Annotated in this window: 18 protein-coding genes; 7 read left to right on the forward strand and 11 right to left on the reverse strand. The window is 73.1% G+C overall.

Going from position 1 to position 21,286, the window contains the following annotated elements:
• Positions 1-50 precede the first annotated feature (50 nt).
• Positions 51-872, reverse strand: a complete 822-nt coding sequence (locus ACFPGP_RS15220; protein WP_378591533.1) for a DUF4097 family beta strand repeat-containing protein — start codon at positions 870-872, stop codon at positions 51-53.
• A 90-nt stretch (positions 873-962) separates the two neighbouring features.
• The gene (locus ACFPGP_RS15225; protein ID WP_378591535.1) at positions 963-1,499 is read right to left on the reverse strand and encodes a pilus assembly protein HicB; all 537 of its coding nucleotides are present in this window, start codon (positions 1,497-1,499) and stop codon (positions 963-965) included.
• A 215-nt stretch (positions 1,500-1,714) separates the two neighbouring features.
• On the opposite strand from ACFPGP_RS15225, the gene ACFPGP_RS15230 reads away from it, so the two are divergent.
• Positions 1,715-3,451, forward strand: coding sequence for a sodium:solute symporter family protein (locus tag ACFPGP_RS15230; protein WP_378591536.1), 1,737 nt, complete (start codon positions 1,715-1,717; stop codon positions 3,449-3,451).
• Positions 3,452-3,461: 10 nt separating this feature from the next.
• Positions 3,462-3,743, forward strand: a complete 282-nt coding sequence (locus ACFPGP_RS15235; protein ID WP_378591538.1) for a hypothetical protein — start codon at positions 3,462-3,464, stop codon at positions 3,741-3,743.
• A 22-nt stretch (positions 3,744-3,765) separates the two neighbouring features.
• Here ACFPGP_RS15235 and ACFPGP_RS15240 read toward each other — a convergent pair whose 3' ends face one another.
• From ACFPGP_RS15240 to ACFPGP_RS15250, 3 genes are all read right to left on the reverse strand, one after another.
• Positions 3,766-5,007, reverse strand: coding sequence for a PASTA domain-containing protein (locus ACFPGP_RS15240; RefSeq protein WP_378591539.1), 1,242 nt, complete (start codon positions 5,005-5,007; stop codon positions 3,766-3,768).
• A gap of 107 nt (positions 5,008-5,114) precedes the next feature.
• Positions 5,115-8,027 carry a (Fe-S)-binding protein gene (locus ACFPGP_RS15245; RefSeq protein ID WP_378591540.1) on the reverse strand — a complete coding sequence of 971 codons (2,913 nt, stop codon included), beginning with the start codon at positions 8,025-8,027 and terminating at the stop codon, positions 5,115-5,117.
• Positions 8,028-8,243: 216 nt separating this feature from the next.
• Positions 8,244-9,803, reverse strand: a complete 1,560-nt coding sequence (locus tag ACFPGP_RS15250; RefSeq protein ID WP_378591541.1) for a M4 family metallopeptidase — start codon at positions 9,801-9,803, stop codon at positions 8,244-8,246.
• Between the two features lie 203 nt (positions 9,804-10,006).
• Here ACFPGP_RS15250 and ACFPGP_RS15255 point away from each other — a divergent pair, with 203 nt between their 5' ends.
• A complete protein-coding gene (locus ACFPGP_RS15255; RefSeq protein WP_378591542.1) occupies positions 10,007-10,774 on the forward strand; it encodes a nucleotidyltransferase domain-containing protein in 768 nt (255 codons plus the stop codon).
• Here ACFPGP_RS15255 and ACFPGP_RS15260 read toward each other — a convergent pair.
• The 3 genes from ACFPGP_RS15260 to ACFPGP_RS15270 all read right to left on the reverse strand — a co-directional run bounded on the left by ACFPGP_RS15260 (position 10,728) and on the right by ACFPGP_RS15270 (position 13,663).
• Positions 10,728-11,498 carry an IclR family transcriptional regulator gene (locus ACFPGP_RS15260; RefSeq protein ID WP_378591543.1) on the reverse strand — a complete coding sequence of 257 codons (771 nt, stop codon included), beginning with the start codon at positions 11,496-11,498 and terminating at the stop codon, positions 10,728-10,730. The two genes, ACFPGP_RS15255 and ACFPGP_RS15260, sit on opposite strands and share 47 nt — an antisense overlap.
• 167 nt (positions 11,499-11,665) lie before the next feature.
• The gene (locus tag ACFPGP_RS15265) at positions 11,666-12,949 is read right to left on the reverse strand and encodes a choice-of-anchor P family protein (RefSeq protein ID WP_378591544.1); all 1,284 of its coding nucleotides are present in this window, start codon (positions 12,947-12,949) and stop codon (positions 11,666-11,668) included.
• 243 nt (positions 12,950-13,192) lie between these two features.
• On the reverse strand, positions 13,193-13,663 hold the full coding sequence (locus tag ACFPGP_RS15270; RefSeq protein WP_378591545.1) for a hypothetical protein: 471 nt from the start codon (positions 13,661-13,663) through the stop codon (positions 13,193-13,195).
• 160 nt (positions 13,664-13,823) lie between these two features.
• On the opposite strand from ACFPGP_RS15270, the gene hutH reads away from it, so the two are divergent.
• Positions 13,824-15,401, forward strand: coding sequence for a histidine ammonia-lyase (gene hutH / locus ACFPGP_RS15275; protein ID WP_378591546.1), 1,578 nt, complete (start codon positions 13,824-13,826; stop codon positions 15,399-15,401).
• 42 nt (positions 15,402-15,443) lie between these two features.
• On the opposite strand, the gene ACFPGP_RS15280 is transcribed toward hutH, so the two are convergent.
• Together ACFPGP_RS15280 and ACFPGP_RS15285 are read right to left on the reverse strand one after the other, a co-directional pair.
• Positions 15,444-16,694 carry a vanadium-dependent haloperoxidase gene (locus ACFPGP_RS15280; RefSeq protein WP_378591548.1) on the reverse strand — a complete coding sequence of 417 codons (1,251 nt, stop codon included), beginning with the start codon at positions 16,692-16,694 and terminating at the stop codon, positions 15,444-15,446.
• A gap of 74 nt (positions 16,695-16,768) precedes the next feature.
• On the reverse strand, positions 16,769-17,461 hold the full coding sequence (locus ACFPGP_RS15285) for a helix-turn-helix transcriptional regulator (RefSeq protein ID WP_378591549.1): 693 nt from the start codon (positions 17,459-17,461) through the stop codon (positions 16,769-16,771).
• 175 nt (positions 17,462-17,636) lie between these two features.
• Here ACFPGP_RS15285 and hutU point away from each other — a divergent pair, with 175 nt between their 5' ends.
• From hutU to ACFPGP_RS15300, 3 genes are all read left to right on the forward strand, one after another.
• Complete coding sequence (gene hutU / locus ACFPGP_RS15290) at positions 17,637-19,307, forward strand: urocanate hydratase (RefSeq protein WP_378591551.1); 1,671 nt, start codon at positions 17,637-17,639, stop codon at positions 19,305-19,307.
• A 138-nt stretch (positions 19,308-19,445) separates the two neighbouring features.
• Positions 19,446-20,162, forward strand: a complete 717-nt coding sequence (locus ACFPGP_RS15295; RefSeq protein ID WP_378591552.1) for a hypothetical protein — start codon at positions 19,446-19,448, stop codon at positions 20,160-20,162.
• Between the two features lie 84 nt (positions 20,163-20,246).
• Positions 20,247-20,861 carry a maleylpyruvate isomerase N-terminal domain-containing protein gene (locus tag ACFPGP_RS15300; RefSeq protein WP_378591553.1) on the forward strand — a complete coding sequence of 205 codons (615 nt, stop codon included), beginning with the start codon at positions 20,247-20,249 and terminating at the stop codon, positions 20,859-20,861.
• A gap of 4 nt (positions 20,862-20,865) precedes the next feature.
• On the opposite strand, the gene ACFPGP_RS15305 is transcribed toward ACFPGP_RS15300, so the two are convergent.
• Complete coding sequence (locus ACFPGP_RS15305; RefSeq protein ID WP_378591554.1) at positions 20,866-21,222, reverse strand: VOC family protein; 357 nt, start codon at positions 21,220-21,222, stop codon at positions 20,866-20,868.
• Between the last annotated feature and the right edge of the window lie 64 nt (positions 21,223-21,286).

Genomic DNA, 21,286 nt, shown 5'->3' on the forward strand with positions numbered 1-21,286 from the left:
GGTGGGCGGGTGGGTGGGTGGGTGGCTGCTGCGGTGGGGTGGGTGACGGGTCAGACCTGGCTGAGGACGACGTCGCCGCTCACGGTGGTGGCGCGGAGCTCGACGTGGTCGGCGCCGTCCTCGGGCTGGCCGACGCCCTGCAGGTCGGAGCGCAGGGAGCCGGAGACGGTGGAGATGTCGGTCCACACCGGCGTACCGGCCGGGATGCCGACGCGGACGTCGCCGCTGGCGCCCTGGAAGGTGAGCCGGCCGCGGGTGGCGCTCCCGACGACGAGGTCGCCGCTGCCGGTGACCAGCGACAGGTCGCCGGTGGCGGCGGTGACCCGGATGTCGCCCGAGCCCGTCTTCGCGTGCGTCGGCCCCTCGCAGCTGCCGAGGTGGACGTCGCCCGAACCGGTCGAGACGGCGACCGCGGCGGCGGTGCGGCGGATCGTGATGTCGCCCGAGCCGCTCTTGGCGCGCAGCTCGCCGCTGACCACGTCCACGACCAGGTCCCCCGAGCCGGTCTCGAAGAGCAGCGGCCCCGTCACGTCGTCCATGCGGAGGTCGCCAGAGCCGGTGCGGATCTTGCTGGGGCCGACGGTGCCCTCGACGGTGACGTCGGCCGAGCCGGTCTTGATGGCCAGCTCGGACCCGAGGGGCAGGCGCACCCGGACGTCGAGCTCCTTGTCGCCGCCGAAGAGGCCGCGCTGGCGGGGTGCCACGACGCTGACCTGCCTCCCGGACTGCTCGACGACGACGTCGTCGGCGTCGCGCCCGGAGATCTCGACGAGCGTCTCGGTGGTGTCCTCGGCGTGGACCTCGACGGTGCCGCGGCCGACCTCGACGTAGAGGTGCACGGGTTCGTGGGTCTCGAAGCGGTAGTCGGGCATGGGGTCCTCCAGGGTGTGGTGGTCCGCGGGACCAGCCTGCGGCCGGACCCGGGGTGGGTGCTTGACGTGGTTTGCCTCGTCCGGGTCCGGTCAGACCCAGCCGGTCATGCGCTTGGGGCCCCGACGGCCGCCGAAGGGGTCGTCGCCGCCCATGAAGGGGAGGCTGGAGAGGTCGATGTCGACGTTGATCGCCGACTCGCGGCTCGCGGCGCGGACGACGTTGACCAACCAGGTGTTGAGCGAGTGGCCCGAGCGTGCAGCGAGCTCCTCGGCGCGGGTCTTGACACCCTCGGGGAGGCGCAGGGTGATCCGGGCCATCCCGCCCTCCTCGACGTCCTCGGGGGCCGGGGGCGCCGGCGGGGCGGGGGGTGCGGGCGGGGCCAGCGGCGCCGCGTCGACGACGAACGCGAGGTCGCGACCGTCGAGCCGGACGTCGACACCGCCGGCGGGCATCTCGGCGGTGATCTCGGCAGCGGCCTGCGAGATCGCCTCCATGAGGGCGAGACGGGCGGAGGAGTCGAGGGCCATGGTCAGCCGCTCGGCCGCCGCCCGGACCTCCTCGCCCCCGGCCTCGGCCGCGGCCACGAGGTCGCGACGGAGGTGGTCGACGTAGGGGGTGATGTCCATGTGCACCATGATGACATCACAATGACGTCATGTCAAGCATCTGATGACGTCAGATGGTGTCGCAGTGGTGTCAGGGCGGCGTCAGGCCGAGCTCCGACCGGTGGCGGTCCGGTGGGCGGAGGTGTGACGGGTGTCGCAGGTGGGAACAGGGCTCAGTGGTGCGCGGGCGCGAGGGCTGCCCGTCGGGGTCCACCTGGTGAACGGAGAAGCCTGCCATGCCGCACGTGACGCCGCTCGCGACGATCATCGACGCGACGTGGGTCGACTACCTGATCCTCGCCACCTACTTCGCCTTCGTGCTCGGGATCGGGCTGCTCGCGAGACGTGGCATCTCGGACTCGGTCGACTTCTTCCTGTCCGGGCGCCGGCTGCCAGCGTGGGTGGCCGGCCTCGCCTTCATCTCGGCCAACCTCGGCGCGGTCGAGATCATGGGCATGTCGGCGAACGGTGCGGAGATCGGGCTGCCGACGGTCCACTACTTCTGGGTCGGCGCGATCCCGGCCATGCTCTTCCTGGGCGTCGTGATGATGCCCTTCTACTACGGGTCGAAGGTCCGGTCGGTTCCGGAGTTCATGCTGCGCCGGTTCGGCCCGGGCGCGCACCTGGTCAACGCGATCTCCTTCGCGATCGCCCAGCTGCTGATCGCCGGCATCAACCTCTACCTGCTCGGCACGATCCTGCACGCGATGCTCGGGTGGTCGCTGCTGCTCTCGTTGATCGTCTCGGCCGTGATCGTGCTGTCCTACATCACGCTCGGCGGCCTGTCGGCGGCGATCTACAACGAGGTGCTGCAGTTCTTCGTGATCGTGGCGTCGCTGCTGCCGTTGACGCTGATCGGCCTGCACCGCGTCGGCGGGTGGTCCGGCCTCACCGACAAGATCACCCAGGCCGCGGACGCCGGCCACGGCCCGCCCGCCGAGCAGCAGCTCGAGAGCTGGCCGGGCCAGGCGCTGACCGGCTTCGACTCGCCGCTGCTGTCGGTGATCGGCATCGTCTTCGGTCTGGGCTTCGTCCTCTCCTTCGGCTACTGGACGACGAACTTCGTCGAGGTGCAGCGCGCGATGGCGACCGACTCGATCTCCTCGGCGCGCAAGACCCCGATCATCGGCGCCTACCCGAAGATGTTCGTCCCCTTCATCACGATCATCCCCGGCATGATCGCGGCGGTGCTGGTCAGCGAGATCGCCCGCGTCAAGGCCGGCGAGACGGTCGCTGGCGGTGCCTCGGGGGAGGGCGTCACCTACAACGACTCCCTGCTCTACCTGATGCGTGACCTGCTGCCCAACGGCCTGCTCGGCCTGGCGATCACCGGGCTGCTGGCCGCGTTCATGGCCGGCATGGCCGCGAACGTCTCGGCCTTCAACACCGTCTTCAGCTACGACCTGTGGCAGGACTACGTGGTCAAGGACCGCGAGGACGTCTACTACCTGAAGGTGGGGCGGATCGCCACGGTGGCCGCGGTCGCCATCGCGATCTTCACCGCCGGGCTGGCGTCCAACTTCAGCAACATCATGAACTACCTGCAGACGCTCTTCGGGTTCTTCAACGCCCCGCTGTTCGCGACGTTCATCCTCGGCATGTTCTGGAAGCGGATGACGCCGACGGCCGGCTGGGTCGGCCTGGTCGCCGGCACGCTGTCGGCGGTGACCGTGGCCTTCCTCAGCGAGGACGCCTTCGGTTCCTGGAGCACCGGTGCGATCCCGATCAGCGGGCAGGGCGCGGCGTTCGTGGCGGCCTCCACGGCGTTCGTGGTCGACGTCGCACTGAGCATCGTGGTCTCGTTCGTGTCGAAGCCCAAGCCGGTCGAGCAGCTGCGGGGGCTGGTGTACTCGGAGACACCGGTCGAGGAGCGCACCGACCCCCACGAGGCGTCCTACCCGTGGTACCGGCGCACCGTCCCCCTGGCCGGCATCGCGTTGGTCCTCGTCATCATCCTGAACATCGTGTTCTGAGGAGGCTGCTGTGAACGACGCACCCGAGTCCGGCAAGAAGGTCGCCGGCGCCTTCGACGTCCGCGTCGTCGTGGGGTCGCTGATGGGGATCTACGCCGTCATCCTGCTGCTGATGGGCCTCTTCGGCGACGAGGCGGCAGACAAGACCGGCGGCGTCAACGCCAACCTCTACGCAGGGATGGGGCTGGTGGTGCTCTCGGTGGGCTTCCTCGGCTGGGCGAGGTGGCGCCCGATCGTGGTCGTGCCGCCGAACGAGGACGCCAGGGACCTCGAGCATCCTGCGCCGCGCTGACCGGCCCCTCCGCCGGCCGGGCTCAGCGCGGCGACTTCTGGGTGTAGAGGACCACGGTGTCGATCGCACCCTCGGTGCGGTAGAGGTCGAGCACGAGCGGGCACAGCACCGGCGCCGCCGGTAGGCCGATGGTGATGCGCAGGGCCTCGCGCCGTCCCACGGCTGAGGGCCGGTCCACGCCGCAGGTGGTGCGCGGCGGCACCTGCGGCTCGACGCTCAGCACCGGGGTGACGTAGGTGCTCTCGGTGGTCTCGGCGACCTGCTCGGTCACGTTGGCGACGTCGCTGAGCACCGAGGGGTCGCCCCAGGTGGAGCGCACCGCGGCCTCGCCGTTGGTCAGCGCGAGCGGCGCCCGGTCGTCGACGATGACGTCGATCCGGCCGGTGAACGGCGGCGCCGGGCCGCGTCCGGTGGCGAAGTCGATGAACGCCCAGGCGTCCTCGCGGTCGAAGTAGCGCGGCAGGCAGGAGTTCTCGGGGAACGCGGTGAGGACCGTGACGGTGCTGCCGACGGGCAGCCGCGCACCCGTGGGCGGCTTGGTGCCGACGACGTGGTCGGCCGGCTCGCAGACCTGGACCCGCTCCTCGCTGACGACCAGCCCCTGGCTCTCGAGGAGCTGGCGGGCGCTGGTGATGTCGTAGGCGAAGAGCGACGGGATCCGGGCCCCGCCGGGCGCCGGGTCGGGGGTCTCGGCGTCGTCGGCCCCACGGGCCAGCAGGGCGGTGGCGAGGCCGACCACGACGAGGACGGCGACCGCGGCCAGCCACGGCCGTCGGTCGGTGGCTGCGGGCTCGAGCGGCGCGGTGAGGGGCGGGACGGCGATGGTGTCGGCGGACAGCGCGACCTGCTCGCGGGCGTCGATCTCCTCGGTGACGCCGAGCGCGGCGACGGCCCGGGCCAGGGGCTCGGCGACCTCGGCGGGCTTGAGGCCGAGGGCGGCGGCGACCTCGCGGGCGGTCAGGTCGGCGTGCAGGACGAGGACGCCGACCGCGCGGGAGGTGGGGTCGAGGTGGAGCAGCGCGTCGCGCACCTCGGCGCCGTCACCCGCGGGCGCGGGCTCGGGGTGTGCCGGCGGCGGGCCGAGCTCGCGGGCCAGGGCGGCGTGGACCTCGGGGTCGGGGTGGTCGCTGCGGCCGATCGCCCGGCCGCGGGCGACGAGGACCGTGTCGACGGCAGCGACGGCCCGGGTCGGCGGGTGTCCGAGCAGCGCGGCAGCCCGGACCAGCGAGGTCCGGCGGGCCTCGACGTACGCAGCGAAGTCCATGGGGGCACGCTCCTCGCCGCCACGGTAGCCGGGACCCGAAGGGCCCCCGGGCACTGCTGGAGCGATAGGTGCATGTGTACCTATCGCTCCAGCGCGCGCGGGTGACCTCAGAGGTCGAAGAGCGACCCGCCGCCGATGTCCTTCTTCGGCTCGTCCTGGGTCGGCTCGTCCTTCGCCGGCCCGGGCTCCGTCGCCTCGGCCTCCGGCGTCGGCTCCCCCTCCGGCTCGGCTGCAGGCTCCGGCTCGGCTGCAGGCTCCGGCTCGGCTGAAGGCTCCGGCTCGGGCTCGGGCGGCGCGATGTCGAACAGCGAGCCCCCCTCGACCGGCGCCGCCTTGGCGGGCGCGGGCTTGGCGGGCGCAGGCTTGGCGGGCGCAGGCTTCGCCGGGGCCGCCTGCGGGGCGGGCTCGGCGATGTCGAAGAGCGATCCTCCGGCCGCGGGCTCCGTCTTCGCCGGCTCCGCCTTCGCGGGCTCGGGGGCGGCGACGTCGAACAGCGAGCCGCTCGAGGTGGGTTCCGCAGCCTTCTCCGGCTCGGCAGCCTTCGCCGGCTCCGCGGGCTTCTCGCCGCCCAGGTCGAACAGCGACCCGCCCGCGGTCGGCGCGGCCTCGGCGGGCTCGGCCTTCGCCTCCGGGCTGACCGGCGTCGGCTCGGAGCCCAGGTCGAACAGCGACGAGCCGCCGCCCGACGCCCGGGCGGCCGGGCCGACCTCCTCGGTCGCGGTCACGGTGTCCTCGGTCTGCGTGACGTCGCCGGCCTCCGGCTCCGACCGGGTGGCCACGTCGGTCGCGGCCGCCGCCGCCGCCGGGGCAGCCTTGGCGGACGGGCCGGCCGGCGCCCGGGTCGCCGACTCGCCCTTGACCGAGGCCAGCAGCATCTGCGCGACGTCGAGCACCTCGACCTCCTCGCGCGCCTGCCCCTGCGCCTGCACGGCGGTGAGGCCGTCCGAGAGCATCACGCGGCAGAACGGGCAGCCGACCGCGATCTGGTCCGCGCCGGTGGCGACGGCCTCCTGCGTGCGGTTGAGGTTGATCCGCTCACCGATGTTCTCCTCCATCCACATCCGGGCGCCGCCGGCGCCGCAGCAGAAGGAGCGCTCGGAGTTGCGCGGCATCTCGCGGAGCTCCGCACCCGGCAGCACCTGCAGCAGCTCGCGCGGCGGCTCGTACACCTGGTTGTGGCGGCCGATGTAGCACGGGTCGTGGTAGGTGATCGTCCGCTTCGAGGCCCCGGCGCCGTCGGCGACCGGCGTCAGCCTCCCCTCGCGGACGAGGCGGTTGAGCAGCTGGGTGTGGTGGACGACCTCCAGCTCGATGCCGAACTCCTGGTACTCGTTCTTCAGGGTGTTGAAGCAGTGGGCGCAGGTCGAGACGACCTTCTTGACCTTGTACTCCTGGAAGGTCTCGACGTTCTGCTGGGCGAGGCCCTGGAAGACGAACTCGTTGCCGGCGCGGCGGGCCTGGTCGCCGGTGCAGGTCTCGCCGTTGCCGAGCACGCCGAAGGAGACGTCGGCGAGGTGGAGCAGCTCGGCCACCGCGCGGGTCGTCTTCTTGGCACGGTCCTCGTAGGCGCCGGCGCAGCCGACCCAGAACAGCCATTCGACCTCGTCGAGCGACTCGATGTCCTCCCCGACCACCTTGACCTCGAAGTCGAGGCCCTTCGCCCAGTCCATGCGGGCCGTGGCCGACATGTTCCAGGGGTTGCCCTTGTTCTCCATGCCCTTGAAGAGCTGATTGAGCTCGGCGGGGAAGTTCGACTCGACCAGTACCTGGTAGCGCCGCATGTCGACGATGTGGTCGACGTGCTCGATGTCGACCGGGCACTGCTGCACGCAGGCGCCGCAGGTGACGCACGACCAGAGGACGTCGGGGTCGATCACGCCCGCGCCGCTCTCGGGGTTGTAGAACCAGTCGTCGCCGGTGTCGCCGACCAGCGGCCGCTCGACCTCCTTGACCAGGGTGTCGCTGCCCTCGAGCAGCCGGGCGCGCTTGTCCTCGTCGGCGAGCAGGTACGGCGCCTTGGCCATCGCGGCGTCACGCATCGCCATGATCAGCAGCTTCGGCGACAGCGGCTTCTCGGTGTTCCACGCCGGGCACTGCGACTGGCAGCGGCCGCACTCGGTGCAGGTGGAGAAGTCGAGCAGGCCCTTCCAGCTGAAGTCCTCGATGGAGCCGACGCCGAGCCTGGCGTCCTCGTCGAGGTCGTCGATGTCGTCGAGCGTGACGGGCTTGCCGGCGTTGATCAGCGGCTTGACCGCACCGAGGGCGACCGGGCGGCGCGAGAAGAGCACGTTGAGCGGGGCCAGGAAGATGTGCAGGTGCTTGCTGTGCAGCACGTCGATGAGGAAGACCAGCATGACGCCGATGTGCAGCAGCAGGCCGACGCTCTCGAGCACCTCGAGCTGGTGCTCGGAGAGGCCGTCGAAGAGGTTGCCGACGGCCTGCGACATGAACGCGCCGTCGCCGTACGGCAGGTTCCCGGCGGCCGCGGCGGCACCGCGGAACAGGAACATCGTCCAGATGACGTTGAAGATCATGAACAGCACGAACCACGCGCCGCCGAGGTGCGAGCCGCTGAAGCGCGACCGGCGGCCCAGCCGCTCCGGGGCGTTGCGCAGGCGGATCACGGCGAAGATCACGATGCCGACCAGCGCCATCACGGCGATGAAGTCCTGGGCGAAGCCGAGGAGGTCCCACTCGCCGACCAGCGGGATCGACCACTCGCGGTTGCGGGTGAAGAGGATCGCGAACGCCTCGAGGTAGACGGTGCCGAGGATGACGAACGCCCAGAAGACGAAGAAGTGCGCGAAGCCCGGGACGCTCCACTTCAGCAGCTTGCGCTGGCCGAACACCTCGACGAGCTGGGTGGTCACCGCCCGCCCGATCCGGCCGGTGACGCCCGCGACGCGATCGGGGGCGGGCTGGCCGCTGGTGATCAGGCGGTAGAGGAACAGCACCCGCCGGATCACGAAGGGGGCGGCGATCGCGAGCATCGCCAGTCCGATCAGCAAGGTCAGGGTCACCTGTGGACTCCCAGGTCGCGAGGGTTGTGAGGACTGCGCACGGGCGCTCCGTGAGCCTAGGGCGACCGGACCGGCCGCGTCAGCGCCTGCGGGCTGTGAGGATCATCCTACTGGTGGGTAACTCCGGCCCTCCCCGGGCCGGAGAACACCGACGGCCGGCCCCGGGTGCGGGACCGGCCGTCGGCGGGTGGGACAGGTGGAGCAGGGTTCAGCGCGTCACTTGACGGACACCCCCGACCAGGCGGCCTTGACCGCGTTGGTCTGCGTGGAGGTGGCGCCGTAGAGGTCGGTCGCCGCGCTGATCGTGGCGGTGCGCGCACCGGCGTACACCGTGCCGGAGGTCATGTAGACCGTGAGGGCGCGGTACCAGATCTGCTGGGCGGCGTCGCGGCCGATGCCCGTCAGTGTGGTCCCGTTGCACGTGGTGCTGCTGTGCGCGATGCCGTTGATGGTCTTCGCCCCGGTGCCCTCGGACAGCAGGTAGAAGAAGTGGTTGGCGATGCCCGAGGAGTAGTGGACGTCGACCGACTTGGCGCGCCGGTTGTAGCAGTCGAGGCTGGCGCCGTCGGCGGAGGGACGGTCCATCCGGCGGATGAAGTTGGTCGCCGGGTTGTAGCTCCTGAAGATCTCCTCGCCGATCACGTAGTCGGCCGGGTCGCCGGCGTTGGCGGCGTAGAACTCCACGTTGGTGCCCATGATGTCGGACGTCGCCTCGTTCAGGCCGCCGCTCTCCCCGCGGTAGGTGAGGCCCGCGGTGCGGCTGGTGACGCCGTGGCTCATCTCGTGGCCCGCGATGTCGAGCTCGACCAGCGGCAGGTACGTCGTGCCGTCGCCGTCGCCGTACCGCATGCAGAAGCAGGAGTCGCTCCAGGACGCGTTGACGTAGGCGCCGTCGTGGACGTACGACCGGGCCCCCTTGCCGTCGTTCGCGATGCCGGAGCGGTTGAACGTGGACTTGTAGTAGTCCCAGGTCTTCGCGATGCCGAAGTGCGCGTCGACGGCGGCGGTCTGCGCGTTGCTGGTCGACCCGTTGCCCCAGACGTTGTCGGCGTCGGTGAAGAGCGGGGCGCTGGTGGCCGGCCCGTTGTAGGTGGCGTTGCCGCCGCGGGTGCCGTCGACCATCTGGTAGGTGCTGCCGGACAGGGTGGTCTCGAGCGGGACGGTGCCGACGTAGAGGCCGGTGCCGCTGCCGGTGTCGTTCAGGACCGAGGGCCAGTGGTCGAGGACCCGGCCGGACCGTGCGCTCACGAACTCGTACATGCCGGCGGGGGCGCCGTTCGCGCGGCGCCCGGTGACGTCGACCCGCCAGGCCAGGGCGGGCTTGCGCTCGACCGCGAGCACCACCAGCTCCGGCGCGGCGGTGCGCTTGGTGAAGCGCACGGCGTCGCCGGCGGTGCGCGCCGCGGCACGGGCCGAGACGGTCGGGGAGGTGGCCAGCGAGATGCCGGCCGGGAACGTGCGGCCGGAGACGGAGTCGAAGCTGCCGCCGGCGCCCTGGTGGACGACGAAGTCGCCGCCGACCACCTCGAGGCCGCGGTAGGTGCGCTCGAACCGGACGTGGCTGCCGCCGTCACGGTCGAGGACGGTGTCCCGGACCACGACGCCCTGGTCGCCGCTGACACCGGCGTGGGCGCGGGCATTGGCGCGGGCGTCGGCCTGCGCGGCGGCGGTGCGGGTGGCCGGCGCCGAGGTCGCGGCCTGGGGGGTCCCGAGAGCGACCAGCGCGGCTGCGGTCAGGCAGCCGGTGGTCGCGGCGGACACCACGGTCTTCTTCATGTGGGTGTGCCCTTCGCTGTGGGCGGCCCGGCCTGCCCGGGGCCGCTGGGTGACTACAACACCCGGGGTGGTCGGGGACAAGACCCGTAGGGCTCATCTTTCTGCGTTGCACGGACCTGCAACTTCCCTGGGGTTCTGCCCACGGGGACGGGCGCCTGGCCGCTGGCGACGAGGTCACCCGACCCACCGGCCATGATGGGCGCATGGACGTCGACGACGCGGTGGCCACCGCCCGACGGCTCGTGGCCGAGCACTTCCCGGAGGCCCGGGCCGCGTGGCTGGCCGGCAGCGTCGTCGCCGGGACCGCGACGGCGTCGTCCGACCTCGACGTGACGGTGCTGCTGGCGGGCGAGCCGGCGCCGTACAGGGAGTCGCTGCGCTACGACGGGTGGCCGGTCGAGCTGTTCGTCCACACGCCGGCGACCATCGGCTGGTGGCTCGGCAAGGACCGGGCGCGGCGTCGACCCAGCCTCGCCCGGCTGGTCGCCGGGGGCGTGCGGGTCCTGGACGTCGACGGGGCGGCGGAGGGTCCGGAGGCGGAGTGCCGGGCGTTCCTCGAGGCGGGTCCGGGGCCGGCCACGGAGGAGGAGCTCGCGGCGGCGCGCTACGCGCTGAGCGACCTGCTCGACGACCTCGCCGACGCGCCCGACCCGGAGCTGCGCACCGCGAGCGCGGTCGCGGTCTGGCAGGCGGCGGCCGAGCTGAGACTGCTGTCGGCTGGCGGGTGGTGGGGCAGCGGCAAGTGGCTGGTGCGCGAGCTGCGGGCCTGCGACGCTCGCGACGGCACGTCGTACGCGGCCCGGCTGGACTCGGGCCTGCGGGCCGCCCTGTCCGGCGACCGCACCTGGCTGACCGCGGCGGCGACCGCCGTGCTCGACGGGGCGGGCGGGCGGCTCTGGGAGGGCCACCGGGCCGGGGGCGAGGTCAGGGCGGACGGAGCGCCGCGGGACGGCCGGCCAGCCGGCGGGTGAGGGCGTCGGCGGTGCGTCGTACGGCGTCGACGGGGGGCTCGTCGCCCCGGCCGACCTCCCAGGTGACGGCAAGCCCCGCCACCGGGTGGCCGTTGTGGTCGAGCACGGGCGCGGCGATGCTGGCGAACCCCGGCGTCACCTCGCCCTCCTCGGTCGCGTAGCCGCGCTGGCGGGTGTCGGAGAGCAGCGTCCGCAGGGCGCTCGGTCCGGACGGGCCGGTGCCGTGGCGGTCGGCGAAGGCAACCTTGTCGGGGTAGAGCGCCCGCACCTGCGCCGCCGGGAGCGCGGCCAGGATGGCGCGCCCGCTGGCCGTCAGGTGCGCGGGCAGCCGCACGCCGACGTCGGTGACGAGCGGGGGTCGTCCCGGCGCGCGCTCCTCCACGACGTACAGCACGTCGCGGCCGTGGAGGACCGCGAGGTGAGCAGTCTGGCCGGTGGCGTCCACGAGCGCGGCGAGCGGACGGCGGGCGATGCGCTGCAGCGGCTCCTGGCGCGAGTAGCCGCTGCCGACCTCGAACGCCGCGACCCCCAGCCCGTAGCGGTGGTCGTCGGGCAGGTGCACCACGAAGCCCTCGTCGGCCATCGCGCCGAGGAGGTGGTACGCCGTGCTGCGCGGCAGGCCGCAGGCCCGCATGATCCGGTCGATCGGCACCGGGTCGGGCTGGCTCGCCAGGAAGCGCAGCACCCGCAGCGCGCGGGTGGCGGCGGGAACCGGTCGGGACACGCTCGGGACTCTAGGACCGAATTGGCGACTGTCTGATGGTTGTTTCGGTGCGGCAAGGACCATTTCACGGGTTGACCCGTGAATTGGTACACCTCCTGTGACCCCTGGGACGGCCCCAGCCGCCGCCCGCAGGAGGCGGACGGCGGCTCGGGAGGGTCGGCCGAGGGTCAGCTGGGGTCGCGCACGCCGACCTTGGCGTTGCCGAGGTCGATCACGGCGCCGGTGCCGTCGAGCAGGGTGATCCGCAGGCCGATCACCTTGACGCCGCGGCGGCCGTGCTCGATGACGACGCCGGGCTCGAGCCGGGCGACGCCCGGGATCTCCAGCACCCCGGTGTCGGGGAAGGTCTGCGGCTCGCCGTCGGCGATCACCCGGCCGACGGTGGTGCCCGCGGTGGAGTAGCGGACGTGCCGGCCGACCTTGGTCATCTTCACCCGGCCGACGATGCCGTCGACGTGCAGCGCGCCGCCGCCGAGATCGATCGACGCGGCGTCGCCCTGCATCCAGGCGACCGCCCTGCGCCGGGTCTGCCAGGCCCGCTGGCTGCTCGAGACCGCACCCACGACGACCTGGTCGGCGAGGTCCACCGACGTGAGCGACTTGGTGACGACCTCGCCGCCGGTGCCCTGGCAGGGCAGCAGGCTCAGGGGCAGCTGGCCGACCGAGAGCATCCCGTCGAGGCCCGAGCCGTGCACGCCCGAGGCGGCGCCACGGAACAGCCCGCTCTTGATGCCGCTGCTGATCTTGGCCGCACTGAACGCGACCCGGGCGCGGGTGCCGGTGGGGACGACGGTGATCTTGAGGACCATCGCCTTGGCCATGGCGCCCTCGTGGGTCACGTTCCTGACGCTGCGGGCGGCCTCGATGGTGACCAGGCCGGGGATCTCGACCGGCCGGTCGGGGGTCGGGGCCGGCAGCTCCTGGGGCGGCATGCCCGGCGCGGTGAAGGTGATAGAGCCGATCTCGGTGAGGGTGTCGGCGTGGAAGCCGTCGGCGTCGTGCCAGGCGCGGGCCCGGGAGTCGATCCCGTTGATCGCGACGCTGCCGAGGCCGTCCTGGCCGATCACCAGGCCGGCGATCTTGTGCCGTGACAACGAGGAGACCGCACCGCCGTGCTTGCGGGTGGTCACCCGGGTGGCCACGCCCGACAGGGTGCCGAGGCCCGGCACCTCGGCCTCGGCCACGTGGTTGCGCTGGGTGCGGCCGGTCTCGTTGGTGCAGCCGAGGGCGGTGAAGCCGGTGGTCGAGGACCCGACCGGCACCTGCTCACCCTCGACACGACTGCCGAAGCCCCGCGCCGACAGGGCGAACGGCGTGGAGGAGCTGGTCGCGGAGCGCTCGGCGGTGGACGCCGGCCGGGCGGTGGCCACGGAGCCGGCGGCCGGCCCCGTGGCGGTGATGCTGGCGGCGGCCAGCGCCGACAGCAGCAGGAGGGCAGTGGTACGTCGCACGATGTTGCTCGCCTTCTGGCGGGTCGGCCCGGCAGCCCCATGAACTGCGCGTCAGCGCGCCCCCCGGTCGTCGTTCATCTCGACCGCGGTGGAAGCCGTCCCGAGGGAGCAACTCGTGGTTGGACCGGGTGGCCCGGACGGCGTACCCGCGGTTCGGGGTACGCCGTCCTCAACGACGTGTCCCAGGCGAGGTCACGCCTGTCTGTACCGGCAAGTAACCATCTGCTCCTGCTCAAGGAGTGGTCAACGGCGCCCGCGGTGCGTCGGCTCCTCACTCTCGGTCGCCCGCGCCTCGTCGGCCCGCGCCTCGTCGGCCCGCGCCTCGTCGGCCCGCGCCTCGTCGGCCCGCGCCGGGTCGGGCGCGTAGTCGTCGGACCGGTGGTCGACCTCGGGGTCGATCCGGTCGGCGTCGCGCAGGCGGTCCTCGAAGCGGGCCTCCTCGACCTGCGCGCCCTGGCGGGCCCGCTCGGCCTCGTGCTCCGCACGCCGGGCCTCGCGACGGTGGCGCTCGGCCTCCTCCTCCGCCTCGCGGGCGCGGTGGCTCTCGTGCGTCCGCGCCTCGGAGCTCGCCGAGGCGTGCTCGCGCAGCTGGTGGGCCTCGGCCTTGCGGCGCCGGGTCTTCTTCTTGTTGCCGGCCATGACGACCGCGGCGATGATCGCCACGACGGCGAGCACCCCCACGACGACCAGGATGATGACGGCGGTGTCGGACATCGGACCCTCCCTCTGCGGCCTTCCCGGCCGCGTCGGCCGTTGACGTACCCCCGCAGGTGCCCGCGCATGACGTCCCCGTCGTGGCCGTGTGTCTCGGATCCGAGACCACGCCACGTCGCCGGGCCTGTCCGCGCCGCCCCGCCGGGAGTTGGATGGGCGCATGGTCACGCAGGCTCCTCCGCTGCCCGAGGTCGGTGAGGTCCCCGACGTCGTCGTCGGCACCGGCCCCCTCTCCGTCGACGAGGTCGTCGCCGTCGCCCGCGACGGGGCGGCCGTCCGTCTCTCCGAGGAGGCCCGCTCCGCGATCGTGCGGGCGCGCGAGGTGGTCGCCGCGCTGGCGGCCGCGCCCACCCCGGCGTACGGCGTCTCGACGGGCTTCGGTGCCCTGGCCACCCGACACATCCCCACCGAGCTGCGCGCGCAGCTGCAGCGCTCGCTGGTCCGGTCGCACGCCGCCGGCTCGGGCCCCGAGGTCGAGCGCGAGGTGGTGCGCGGGCTGATGCTGCTGCGCCTCTCGACGCTCGCGACCGGGCGCACCGGCGTCCGTCCCGCGACCGCCCAGCTGCTCGCCGACCTGATCTCGCACGGGATCACCCCGGTCGTGCGCGAGTACGGATCGCTCGGCTGCTCGGGTGACCTCGCCCCGCTGGCCCACTGCGCGCTGGCGCTGATGGGCGAGGGCGAGGTCCGCGACGCCGGCGGTCGTCTCCAGCCCGCGGCCGAGGCACTGGCCGCCGCGGGACTCGAGCCGGTCGACCTCGCGGAGAAGGAGGGGCTGGCGCTGATCAACGGCACCGACGGCATGCTCGGCATGCTCGCCCTGGCCCTCCACGACCTGCGCCGCCTGCTGCGCACGGCCGACATCTCCGCGGCGATGTCGGTCGAGGGCCAGCTCGGCACCGACCGGGTCTTCGCCGCCGAGCTGATGGCGGTGCGTCCGCACCCCGGCCAGGCCGACTCCGCGGCCAACCTCGTGCGGCTGCTCGCGGACTCCGGCGTCGTCGCCTCGCACCGTGGCCCCGACTGCAACCGCGTCCAGGACGCCTACTCGCTGCGCTGCTCGCCCCAGGTGCACGGCGCCGCGCGCGACACGGTCGCCCACGCCCTGGCCGTGGCCGAGCGCGAGCTCGCCTCCGCGGTCGACAACCCGGTGGTCGTGGACGACCGGGTGGAGAGCAACGGCAACTTCCACGGCGCTCCCGTCGCCTACGTGCTCGACTTCCTCGCGATCGCGGTGGCCGACGTCGCCTCGATGAGCGAGCGCCGCACCGACCGCTTCCTCGACAAGTCCCGCAGCCACGGGCTCCCGCCGTTCCTCGCCGACGACCCCGGCGTCGACAGCGGCCTGATGATCGTGCAGTACACCCAGGCCGCGATCGTCTCCGAGCTCAAGCGTCTCGCGGTGCCGGCGTCGGTGGACTCGATCCCCTCCAGCGCGATGCAGGAGGACCACGTCTCGATGGGCTGGTCGGCCGCCCGCAAGCTCCGCCGGGCCGTCGACGGCCTCACCCGGGTGGTCGCGATCGAGGTGCTCACCGCCGCCCGCGCGCTCGACCTGCGTGCCCCGCTCGAGCCGTCGCCCGCCACCGGCGCCGTCGTACGCCTGCTGCGTGCGAACGGCGTCGCCGGCCCCGGCCCCGACCGCCACCTCTCGCCCGAGATCGAGGCCGCCGTCGCGCTCGTCGCGTCGGGTGCCGTCCTCGCGGCTGCGGAGTCTGCGGTCGGCGACCTGGCCTGACGGCCCGGACCCTCTCCCGGTCCGGGCCGCCGGAGCCGCACCTCAGGGCAGGCGTGCCAGAACGGCGTTCGCCGTCCGGTGGGCGATCGAGTACCCGTCGTCCATGGCCCTACGGAAGTGGAGCCCGCCCCAGATCCGCGATTCCTTCGCATCTGCCTCGATCGCCGAGATCGTGGCGTAGGCCCGGTCGGTGCCGGTGTTGTACGAGTGCAGCACCAGGGGCGTGTCGTTGCCGAGCAGCCGCCTGATCACCTGGGCCATGGGACCGGTGAGCCCCGCGTGCCCGCTGACGTAGTCGGAGTACGGCGGCGTGGGGAGAAGCGAGGTCCACCCCGCCTGGGGCTGGGTCGCCGGGTTGCCGTCGTCGGCCGCCCCCGCGACTGCCTGGACCGGGCGCCAGAAGCCGACTTCGTACTTCAGCCGCCACACGGCGATGATCGCGTCGGCCATCGCGCCGTGTCCTGCGCCGAAGAGGAACGCCGTGCGCCCCACCGACAGCGGGTGGTCGGCCAATCGGCGGACGAGCGCCTCGGTGAGCATCGTCGCCGAGTTGCTGTTGAAGAAGAGCGAGGTCGCGGTCTGCGCCGCCGTCCGCTCGGTCGAGTCGGCGGCCCCGAGCCGGCGCACCTCGTCGTAGTCCGCGGCGTACGCACGCGAGGTCAGCGCGTCCGGTCCGGGCGCGGTCAGGACGTGGCACAGGACGAGTGGCCGCACGAAGCCCAGCCAGGGGGCGAGCATCCCGGTCGCCGGCGGCTGCCAGACTCCCGGCGCCGCCGGTCGCGAGTAGACGTACGACGGGTCGCCGCGGCCGTCGTCGGCACGCGCGGCCAGCATGCTCGACGCAGCGAGCTGACCGGCGCCGGTCGCGGCCTGGTCGCACGACGTCGGGGGGAGGGTGCCGAGGGTGGTGGCGAGGTCGGCGTCGAGCGCGCCCTGCGAGGCCGGGAAGCTGGCGGCCAGCACGTCGTGCGCGGCGACGGCGGCGGCGCGCGCCTGCGGCGCCGGGCCCTGGGGTGCGTGCCGGACGGCGTCGAGGACGGCGAGCGAGGTGAAGCCGAGGTAGAGCGCCCCGACGGGCACCGGTTGGGCGTTCTCGGTGTAGATCGTGCGGATCGCGGTGGTCTGCCACGACAAGAGGACCGCGGGCGCCGCAGCACCCCCGGTCGTTGCGCGGCAGGCGTGGCGCTGCGCGGCTCCCGCGACGGGCGGGGCAGCGGCGGTGACGGCGGCCACCCCGGCGAGCAGGGCGACGGTGGCGAGGCTGGTCAGGCGGGTGGAGCGTGTTCCCCTCATGTGGGGCCCCCTTGGTGAGCGGATGGGTCTGCCCGCCAGTCTCGGCAGCCCCGTCGGCCGGGGGACATTCGCCGTCAGGCGAATCTTTCGAGCCGCCCGGCGAGGTCGAGGTCGACCTCGTCGCGACCCTGCATCCGCGCCACCGCGGCCGTACGGCTGCCGACCCCGAGCTTGCGGTAGGCGTGCTCGAGGTGCTTGCGCACCGTGCTGACCTCGACGCCGAGGAACTCGGCGACCTGGGCGTTGGAGTGCCCGGCCGCCACCCGCACCAGGACCCGGCGCTCCTGCACGGTCAGCGACGCCGGCAGCGCGGGCGTGGGGCGTTCGCGCATCAGGTGCAGCAGCCAGGGCGTCACGAGCCGGAGCAGGGCGACGTCCTGTCCGGTGAAGTACCGGTTCCGGCGCATCAGGTCGAGCTGCACCACGTGGTCGGGCCCGTTGCGACAGCCCAGCCAGAGGGAGTCCTGCAGCCCACGCGCGCGCAGCCTCGCGTGCTCGCTCGGCGTGACTCCGACGTGCCTGATGCCCAGGACAAGTGGTCCGTCGCACACCTGGGGGTCCTCGAACGGCGTGTGACCGAGCCCGGTCATCTCCTCGATCAGGCCGGTGTCGTTGGCGCGACCCACGACCAGACTGTCACAGGGCACGAGGCGTGCCACGGCCTCGAGGACGTCGGCGGGCAGCAGTGGTGTGCCCGGGACCGGCCGCGCGGCGGCGAGGAGGCGCAGCGCCGCCTGCTGCGACTCGGTCAGCGTCACGTCGGGCACGGGGTCACCTCGCCTGCCCACGGTAGGACCCGCCCACGGTGCTCGCAATCGTGCTCGGGAGCCAGTGCCGGTCTCGGATCCGAGACGGCATCGGTGTTGCCGGGACTGCCGCGGGTCCCCCTGCGGACGTTGAATGGGGTCACCGACCGCGACCCACCCGAGCAGGAGCCCGCCGATGAGCGCCAGCGCCGAGAACCCCCGCCTGCCGATCCACGCTGCCCACGGCACCGAGCTCACGGCCCGGTCGTGGCAGACCGAGGCCCCGCTGCGGATGCTGATGAACAACCTCGACCCCGACAACGCCGAGCGTCCCGAGGACCTCGTCGTGTACGGCGGCACCGGGCGTGCGGCCCGCAGCTGGGAGGCGTACGACGCGCTCGTGCGCACGCTGACCACGCTCGGCGACGACGAGACCATGCTCGTGCAGTCGGGCAAGCCGGTCGGGGTGATGAGGACCCACCCGTGGGCCCCGCGCGTCCTGATCGCCAACTCCAACCTCGTGGGCGACTGGGCCAACTGGGAGGAGTTCCGCAGGCTCGAGGACCTCGGGCTCACCATGTACGGCCAGATGACCGCGGGCTCGTGGATCTACATCGGCACCCAGGGCATCCTGCAGGGCACCTTCGAGACCTTCGCGGCCGTGGCCGACAAGCGCTTCGACGGCACGCTGGCCGGCACCATCACGGTCACCGCCGGCCTCGGCGGCATGGGTGGCGCCCAGCCGCTCGCGGTCACCATGAACGACGGCGTCGTGATCTGCATCGAGTGCGACCAGCACCGCATCGACCGTCGCCTCGAGACCCGTTACCTCGACACCCAGGCCGACTCGCTCGACCACGCCCTCGAGCTGGCGATCGCGGCCCGCGACGAGCGCCGGCCGCTCTCGATCGGCGTGCTCGGCAACGCGGCCGACCTGCTGCCGCGGCTCGTCGAGCAGGACGCGCCGATCGACATCGTCACCGACCAGACCTCGGCGCACGACCCGCTGTTCTACCTGCCGCTCGGCACGGCGTTCGAGGACTGGGAGCGCGAGCGCACCGAGGACCCCGTCGGCTTCACCAAGCGCGCGCGGGAGTCGATGGCCGTGCACGTGCGGGCGATGGTCGAGCTGCAGGACCGCGGTGCGGAGGTCTTCGACTACGGCAACTCGATCCGCGACGAGGCCCGCAAGGGCGGCTACGACCGCGCCTTCGAGTTCCCCGGCTTCGTGCCGGCGTACATCCGGCCGCTCTTCTGCGAGGGCAAGGGCCCCTTCCGCTGGGCCGCGCTCTCGGGCGACCCCGCCGACATCGCCGCCACCGACCGCGCGATCCTCGAGCTCTTCCCCGACAACGAGCGGCTCCGCAAGTGGATCACCATGGCCGGCGAGCGGGTGCAGTTCCAGGGCCTGCCGGCGCGCATCTGCTGGCTGGGGTACGGCGAGCGCCACCTCGCGGGCCTGAAGTTCAACGAGATGGTCGCCTCGGGCGAGCTCAAGGCGCCGGTCGTGATCGGCCGCGACCACCTCGACTGCGGCTCGGTCGCCTCGCCCTACCGCGAGACCGAGGCCATGCTCGACGGCTCCGACGCGATCGCGGACTGGGCGCTGCTCAACGCCCTGGTCAACACCGCCTCGGGCGCCTCGTGGGTCTCGATCCACCACGGGGGCGGCGTCGGCATGGGCCGCTCGATCCACGCCGGCCAGGTCTGTGTCGCCGACGGCACCGACCTCGCCGCGCAGAAGATCGAGCGGGTGCTCACCAACGACCCGGGCATGGGCGTGATCCGCCACGTCGACGCCGGCTACGACCGGGCGGTCGAGGTCGCCGAGGCGACCGGCGTGCGGATCCCGATGCGCGAGGAGTGAGTGGACCGGGTTTCTTGCCGCGACCTTGAGGCGGCGTCGCCGTCCGGTCGGGGTCGCGCGGGCTACCGTGTGCCGACTTCACCCGCCGGCGCGCAACCCGCGCTGCCCGGGCAGGGGGGAGCAGAGGGGGAGACCATCATGAACCACCGCGCGCTCGCCGGCCTCGCCGGCCTCGCCGCCGGAATCGTCGTCACCGTCGCCGCAGCGGCGCCGGCCTCGGCGGCCACCGCCACCATCGTCGTGCCGACGGACTTCGACCCGACCTTGTCGGACACCCGCGCCACCGGCCACTACGAGGTCGTCGGCACCGGCCTGCACATCTGGACCGAGGGCAGCACCTCGACCGACAAGGTCGCCGAGTACGTCGCGGCACCGGCGCCGCTCGCGGTCGTCGGAGAGCCGAGCCTGGACTACGCGCCGACCACCGGCACGATCCCGCCCGGCTTCCAGCTCGTCGTGGACTTCGACAACGACGGTGCGATCGACGGCATCCTCGTCGGCGAGCCGGTGTACGGGGGCGACTGGTGGCTGAGCAACTCCTCGGCGCAGTTCGTCAAGGACGGCGCGCCCAGTCACACCGGCGGCTCCGGGAGCGACAACCACGGCACCCTGGACGCGTGGCGCGCGGCGTTCCCCGAGGCCCAGGTGGACTTCATCGGCTTCTCGCTGGGCTCCGGCGTGCTGGGTGACGGTGTCCTCGAGGCGCTCAACTACAACGGCACGCGCTACACGTTCGCCCAGGCCGTGGTCCTCGCCGGCAAGCAGGACTGCAAGAACGGCGGCTGGGCCACCAGCACCGACCCCGTCTTCCGCAACCAGGGCGACTGCGTGAGCAGCTTCGCCTCGGGCCGCTGACCTCGGGTCCTCCCCGCGAGGCATGGCGCCTCGCCTCGTGGTCGCACGTGCGACCGCGAGGCGAGGGCGCCTAGCCTCGACCCCGTGGACAGCACCTGGGAGCAGTCTCAGCGGGCCTTCGCCGAGGCGAGCGCGTGGTTCGTACGGACGGCGGGTCGGGTCGGCGACCGGTGGGAGACGCCCGGCCTCGGCGAGTGGGACGTGCGCGCGCTGGTCGGGCACACCTGTCGGTCGTACACGACGGTCGAGGAGTACCTGCAGCGCCCGCCTGCCGCCGTGGAGGTGGGGACGACGGCCGACTACTACCGGGCGACCCGGTCGATCGCGTCCGGGCCGGCCGTGGTCCAGCGCGCGCGGGACGCCGGGCGGGCGCTGGGCGACGACCCGGTCGCCTCGGTCACGGAGCTCGCCGGGAGGGTGACCTCCCTGGTGGCGACCTGTGCCGGCACCGAGCTGCTCACCTCGATCGTGGGCGGGATGCGGCTGGCCGACTACCTGCCGACGCGGACCTTCGAGCTCGTGGTGCACACCGCGGACCTCGCCACGGCGCTCGGCGAGCCGGCCGACCCGCCCGCGGCGGCGGCCGCCCAGGCGCTGATGGTCGTCACCGACCTGGCGGTCGGCGACGGGACGGCCGGCGCGCTGCTGCTGGCCGCGACCGGGCGCAAGGGCCTGCCGCCGGGCTGGTCGGTGCTGTAGTGCCTCAGCCGAGGCAGAGGCAGAACGGGTGCCCGGCCGGGTCGAGGAACACGCGGAACGACGTCCCGGGCTGGTGCTCCGCCCGGGTGGCGCCCAGTGCCACGACCTCGCGCTCGGCGGTGTCGAGGTCGTCGACGACGACGTCGAGGTGCATCTGCTGGGGCACGTCCTGGGTCGGCCACGACGGTGCCCGGTAGTCCTCGACGCTCTGGAAGGAGAGGCACATCCCGAAGTCGGCCTTGAGGTCGACCCACCCGTCCTGGGGCTCGAGCTTCCACTCGAGCACCGCGTTGTAGAACTCCGCGAGGCGGGTCGCGTCGGGGCAGTCGAGGACGATGCTGGGGTATCTGGCGATCGGCATGCCGCCGAACGTACGCGGGCTTGCGGACGGGCCGCGTCCGGAACGTGCCGCGGGGCCCGACCGG

It is taken from the genome of Nocardioides taihuensis, assembly GCF_042657275.1.
Classification (GTDB): Bacteria; Actinomycetota; Actinomycetes; order Propionibacteriales; family Nocardioidaceae; genus Nocardioides; species Nocardioides taihuensis.

What these genes read in the sequence shown, in the direction of transcription:
- hutU (WP_378591551.1), top strand. Translation starts at nt 17,637, where the DNA reads ATGAGCGCCAGCGCCGAGAACCCCCGCCTGCCGATCCACGCTGCCCAC.
- ACFPGP_RS15230 (WP_378591536.1), top strand. Translation starts at nt 1,715, where the DNA reads ATGCCGCACGTGACGCCGCTCGCGACGATCATCGACGCGACGTGGGTC.
- ACFPGP_RS15250 (WP_378591541.1), bottom strand. Translation starts at nt 9,803, where the DNA reads ATGAAGAAGACCGTGGTGTCCGCCGCGACCACCGGCTGCCTGACCGCA.
- ACFPGP_RS15240 (WP_378591539.1), bottom strand. Translation starts at nt 5,007, where the DNA reads ATGGACTTCGCTGCGTACGTCGAGGCCCGCCGGACCTCGCTGGTCCGG.
- ACFPGP_RS15295 (WP_378591552.1), top strand. Translation starts at nt 19,446, where the DNA reads ATGAACCACCGCGCGCTCGCCGGCCTCGCCGGCCTCGCCGCCGGAATC.
- ACFPGP_RS15305 (WP_378591554.1), bottom strand. Translation starts at nt 21,222, where the DNA reads ATGCCGATCGCCAGATACCCCAGCATCGTCCTCGACTGCCCCGACGCG.
- ACFPGP_RS15270 (WP_378591545.1), bottom strand. Translation starts at nt 13,663, where the DNA reads ATGTCCGACACCGCCGTCATCATCCTGGTCGTCGTGGGGGTGCTCGCC.
- ACFPGP_RS15255 (WP_378591542.1), top strand. Translation starts at nt 10,007, where the DNA reads ATGGACGTCGACGACGCGGTGGCCACCGCCCGACGGCTCGTGGCCGAG.
- hutH (WP_378591546.1), top strand. Translation starts at nt 13,824, where the DNA reads ATGGTCACGCAGGCTCCTCCGCTGCCCGAGGTCGGTGAGGTCCCCGAC.
- ACFPGP_RS15225 (WP_378591535.1), bottom strand. Translation starts at nt 1,499, where the DNA reads ATGGACATCACCCCCTACGTCGACCACCTCCGTCGCGACCTCGTGGCC.
- ACFPGP_RS15280 (WP_378591548.1), bottom strand. Translation starts at nt 16,694, where the DNA reads ATGAGGGGAACACGCTCCACCCGCCTGACCAGCCTCGCCACCGTCGCC.
- ACFPGP_RS15220 (WP_378591533.1), bottom strand. Translation starts at nt 872, where the DNA reads ATGCCCGACTACCGCTTCGAGACCCACGAACCCGTGCACCTCTACGTC.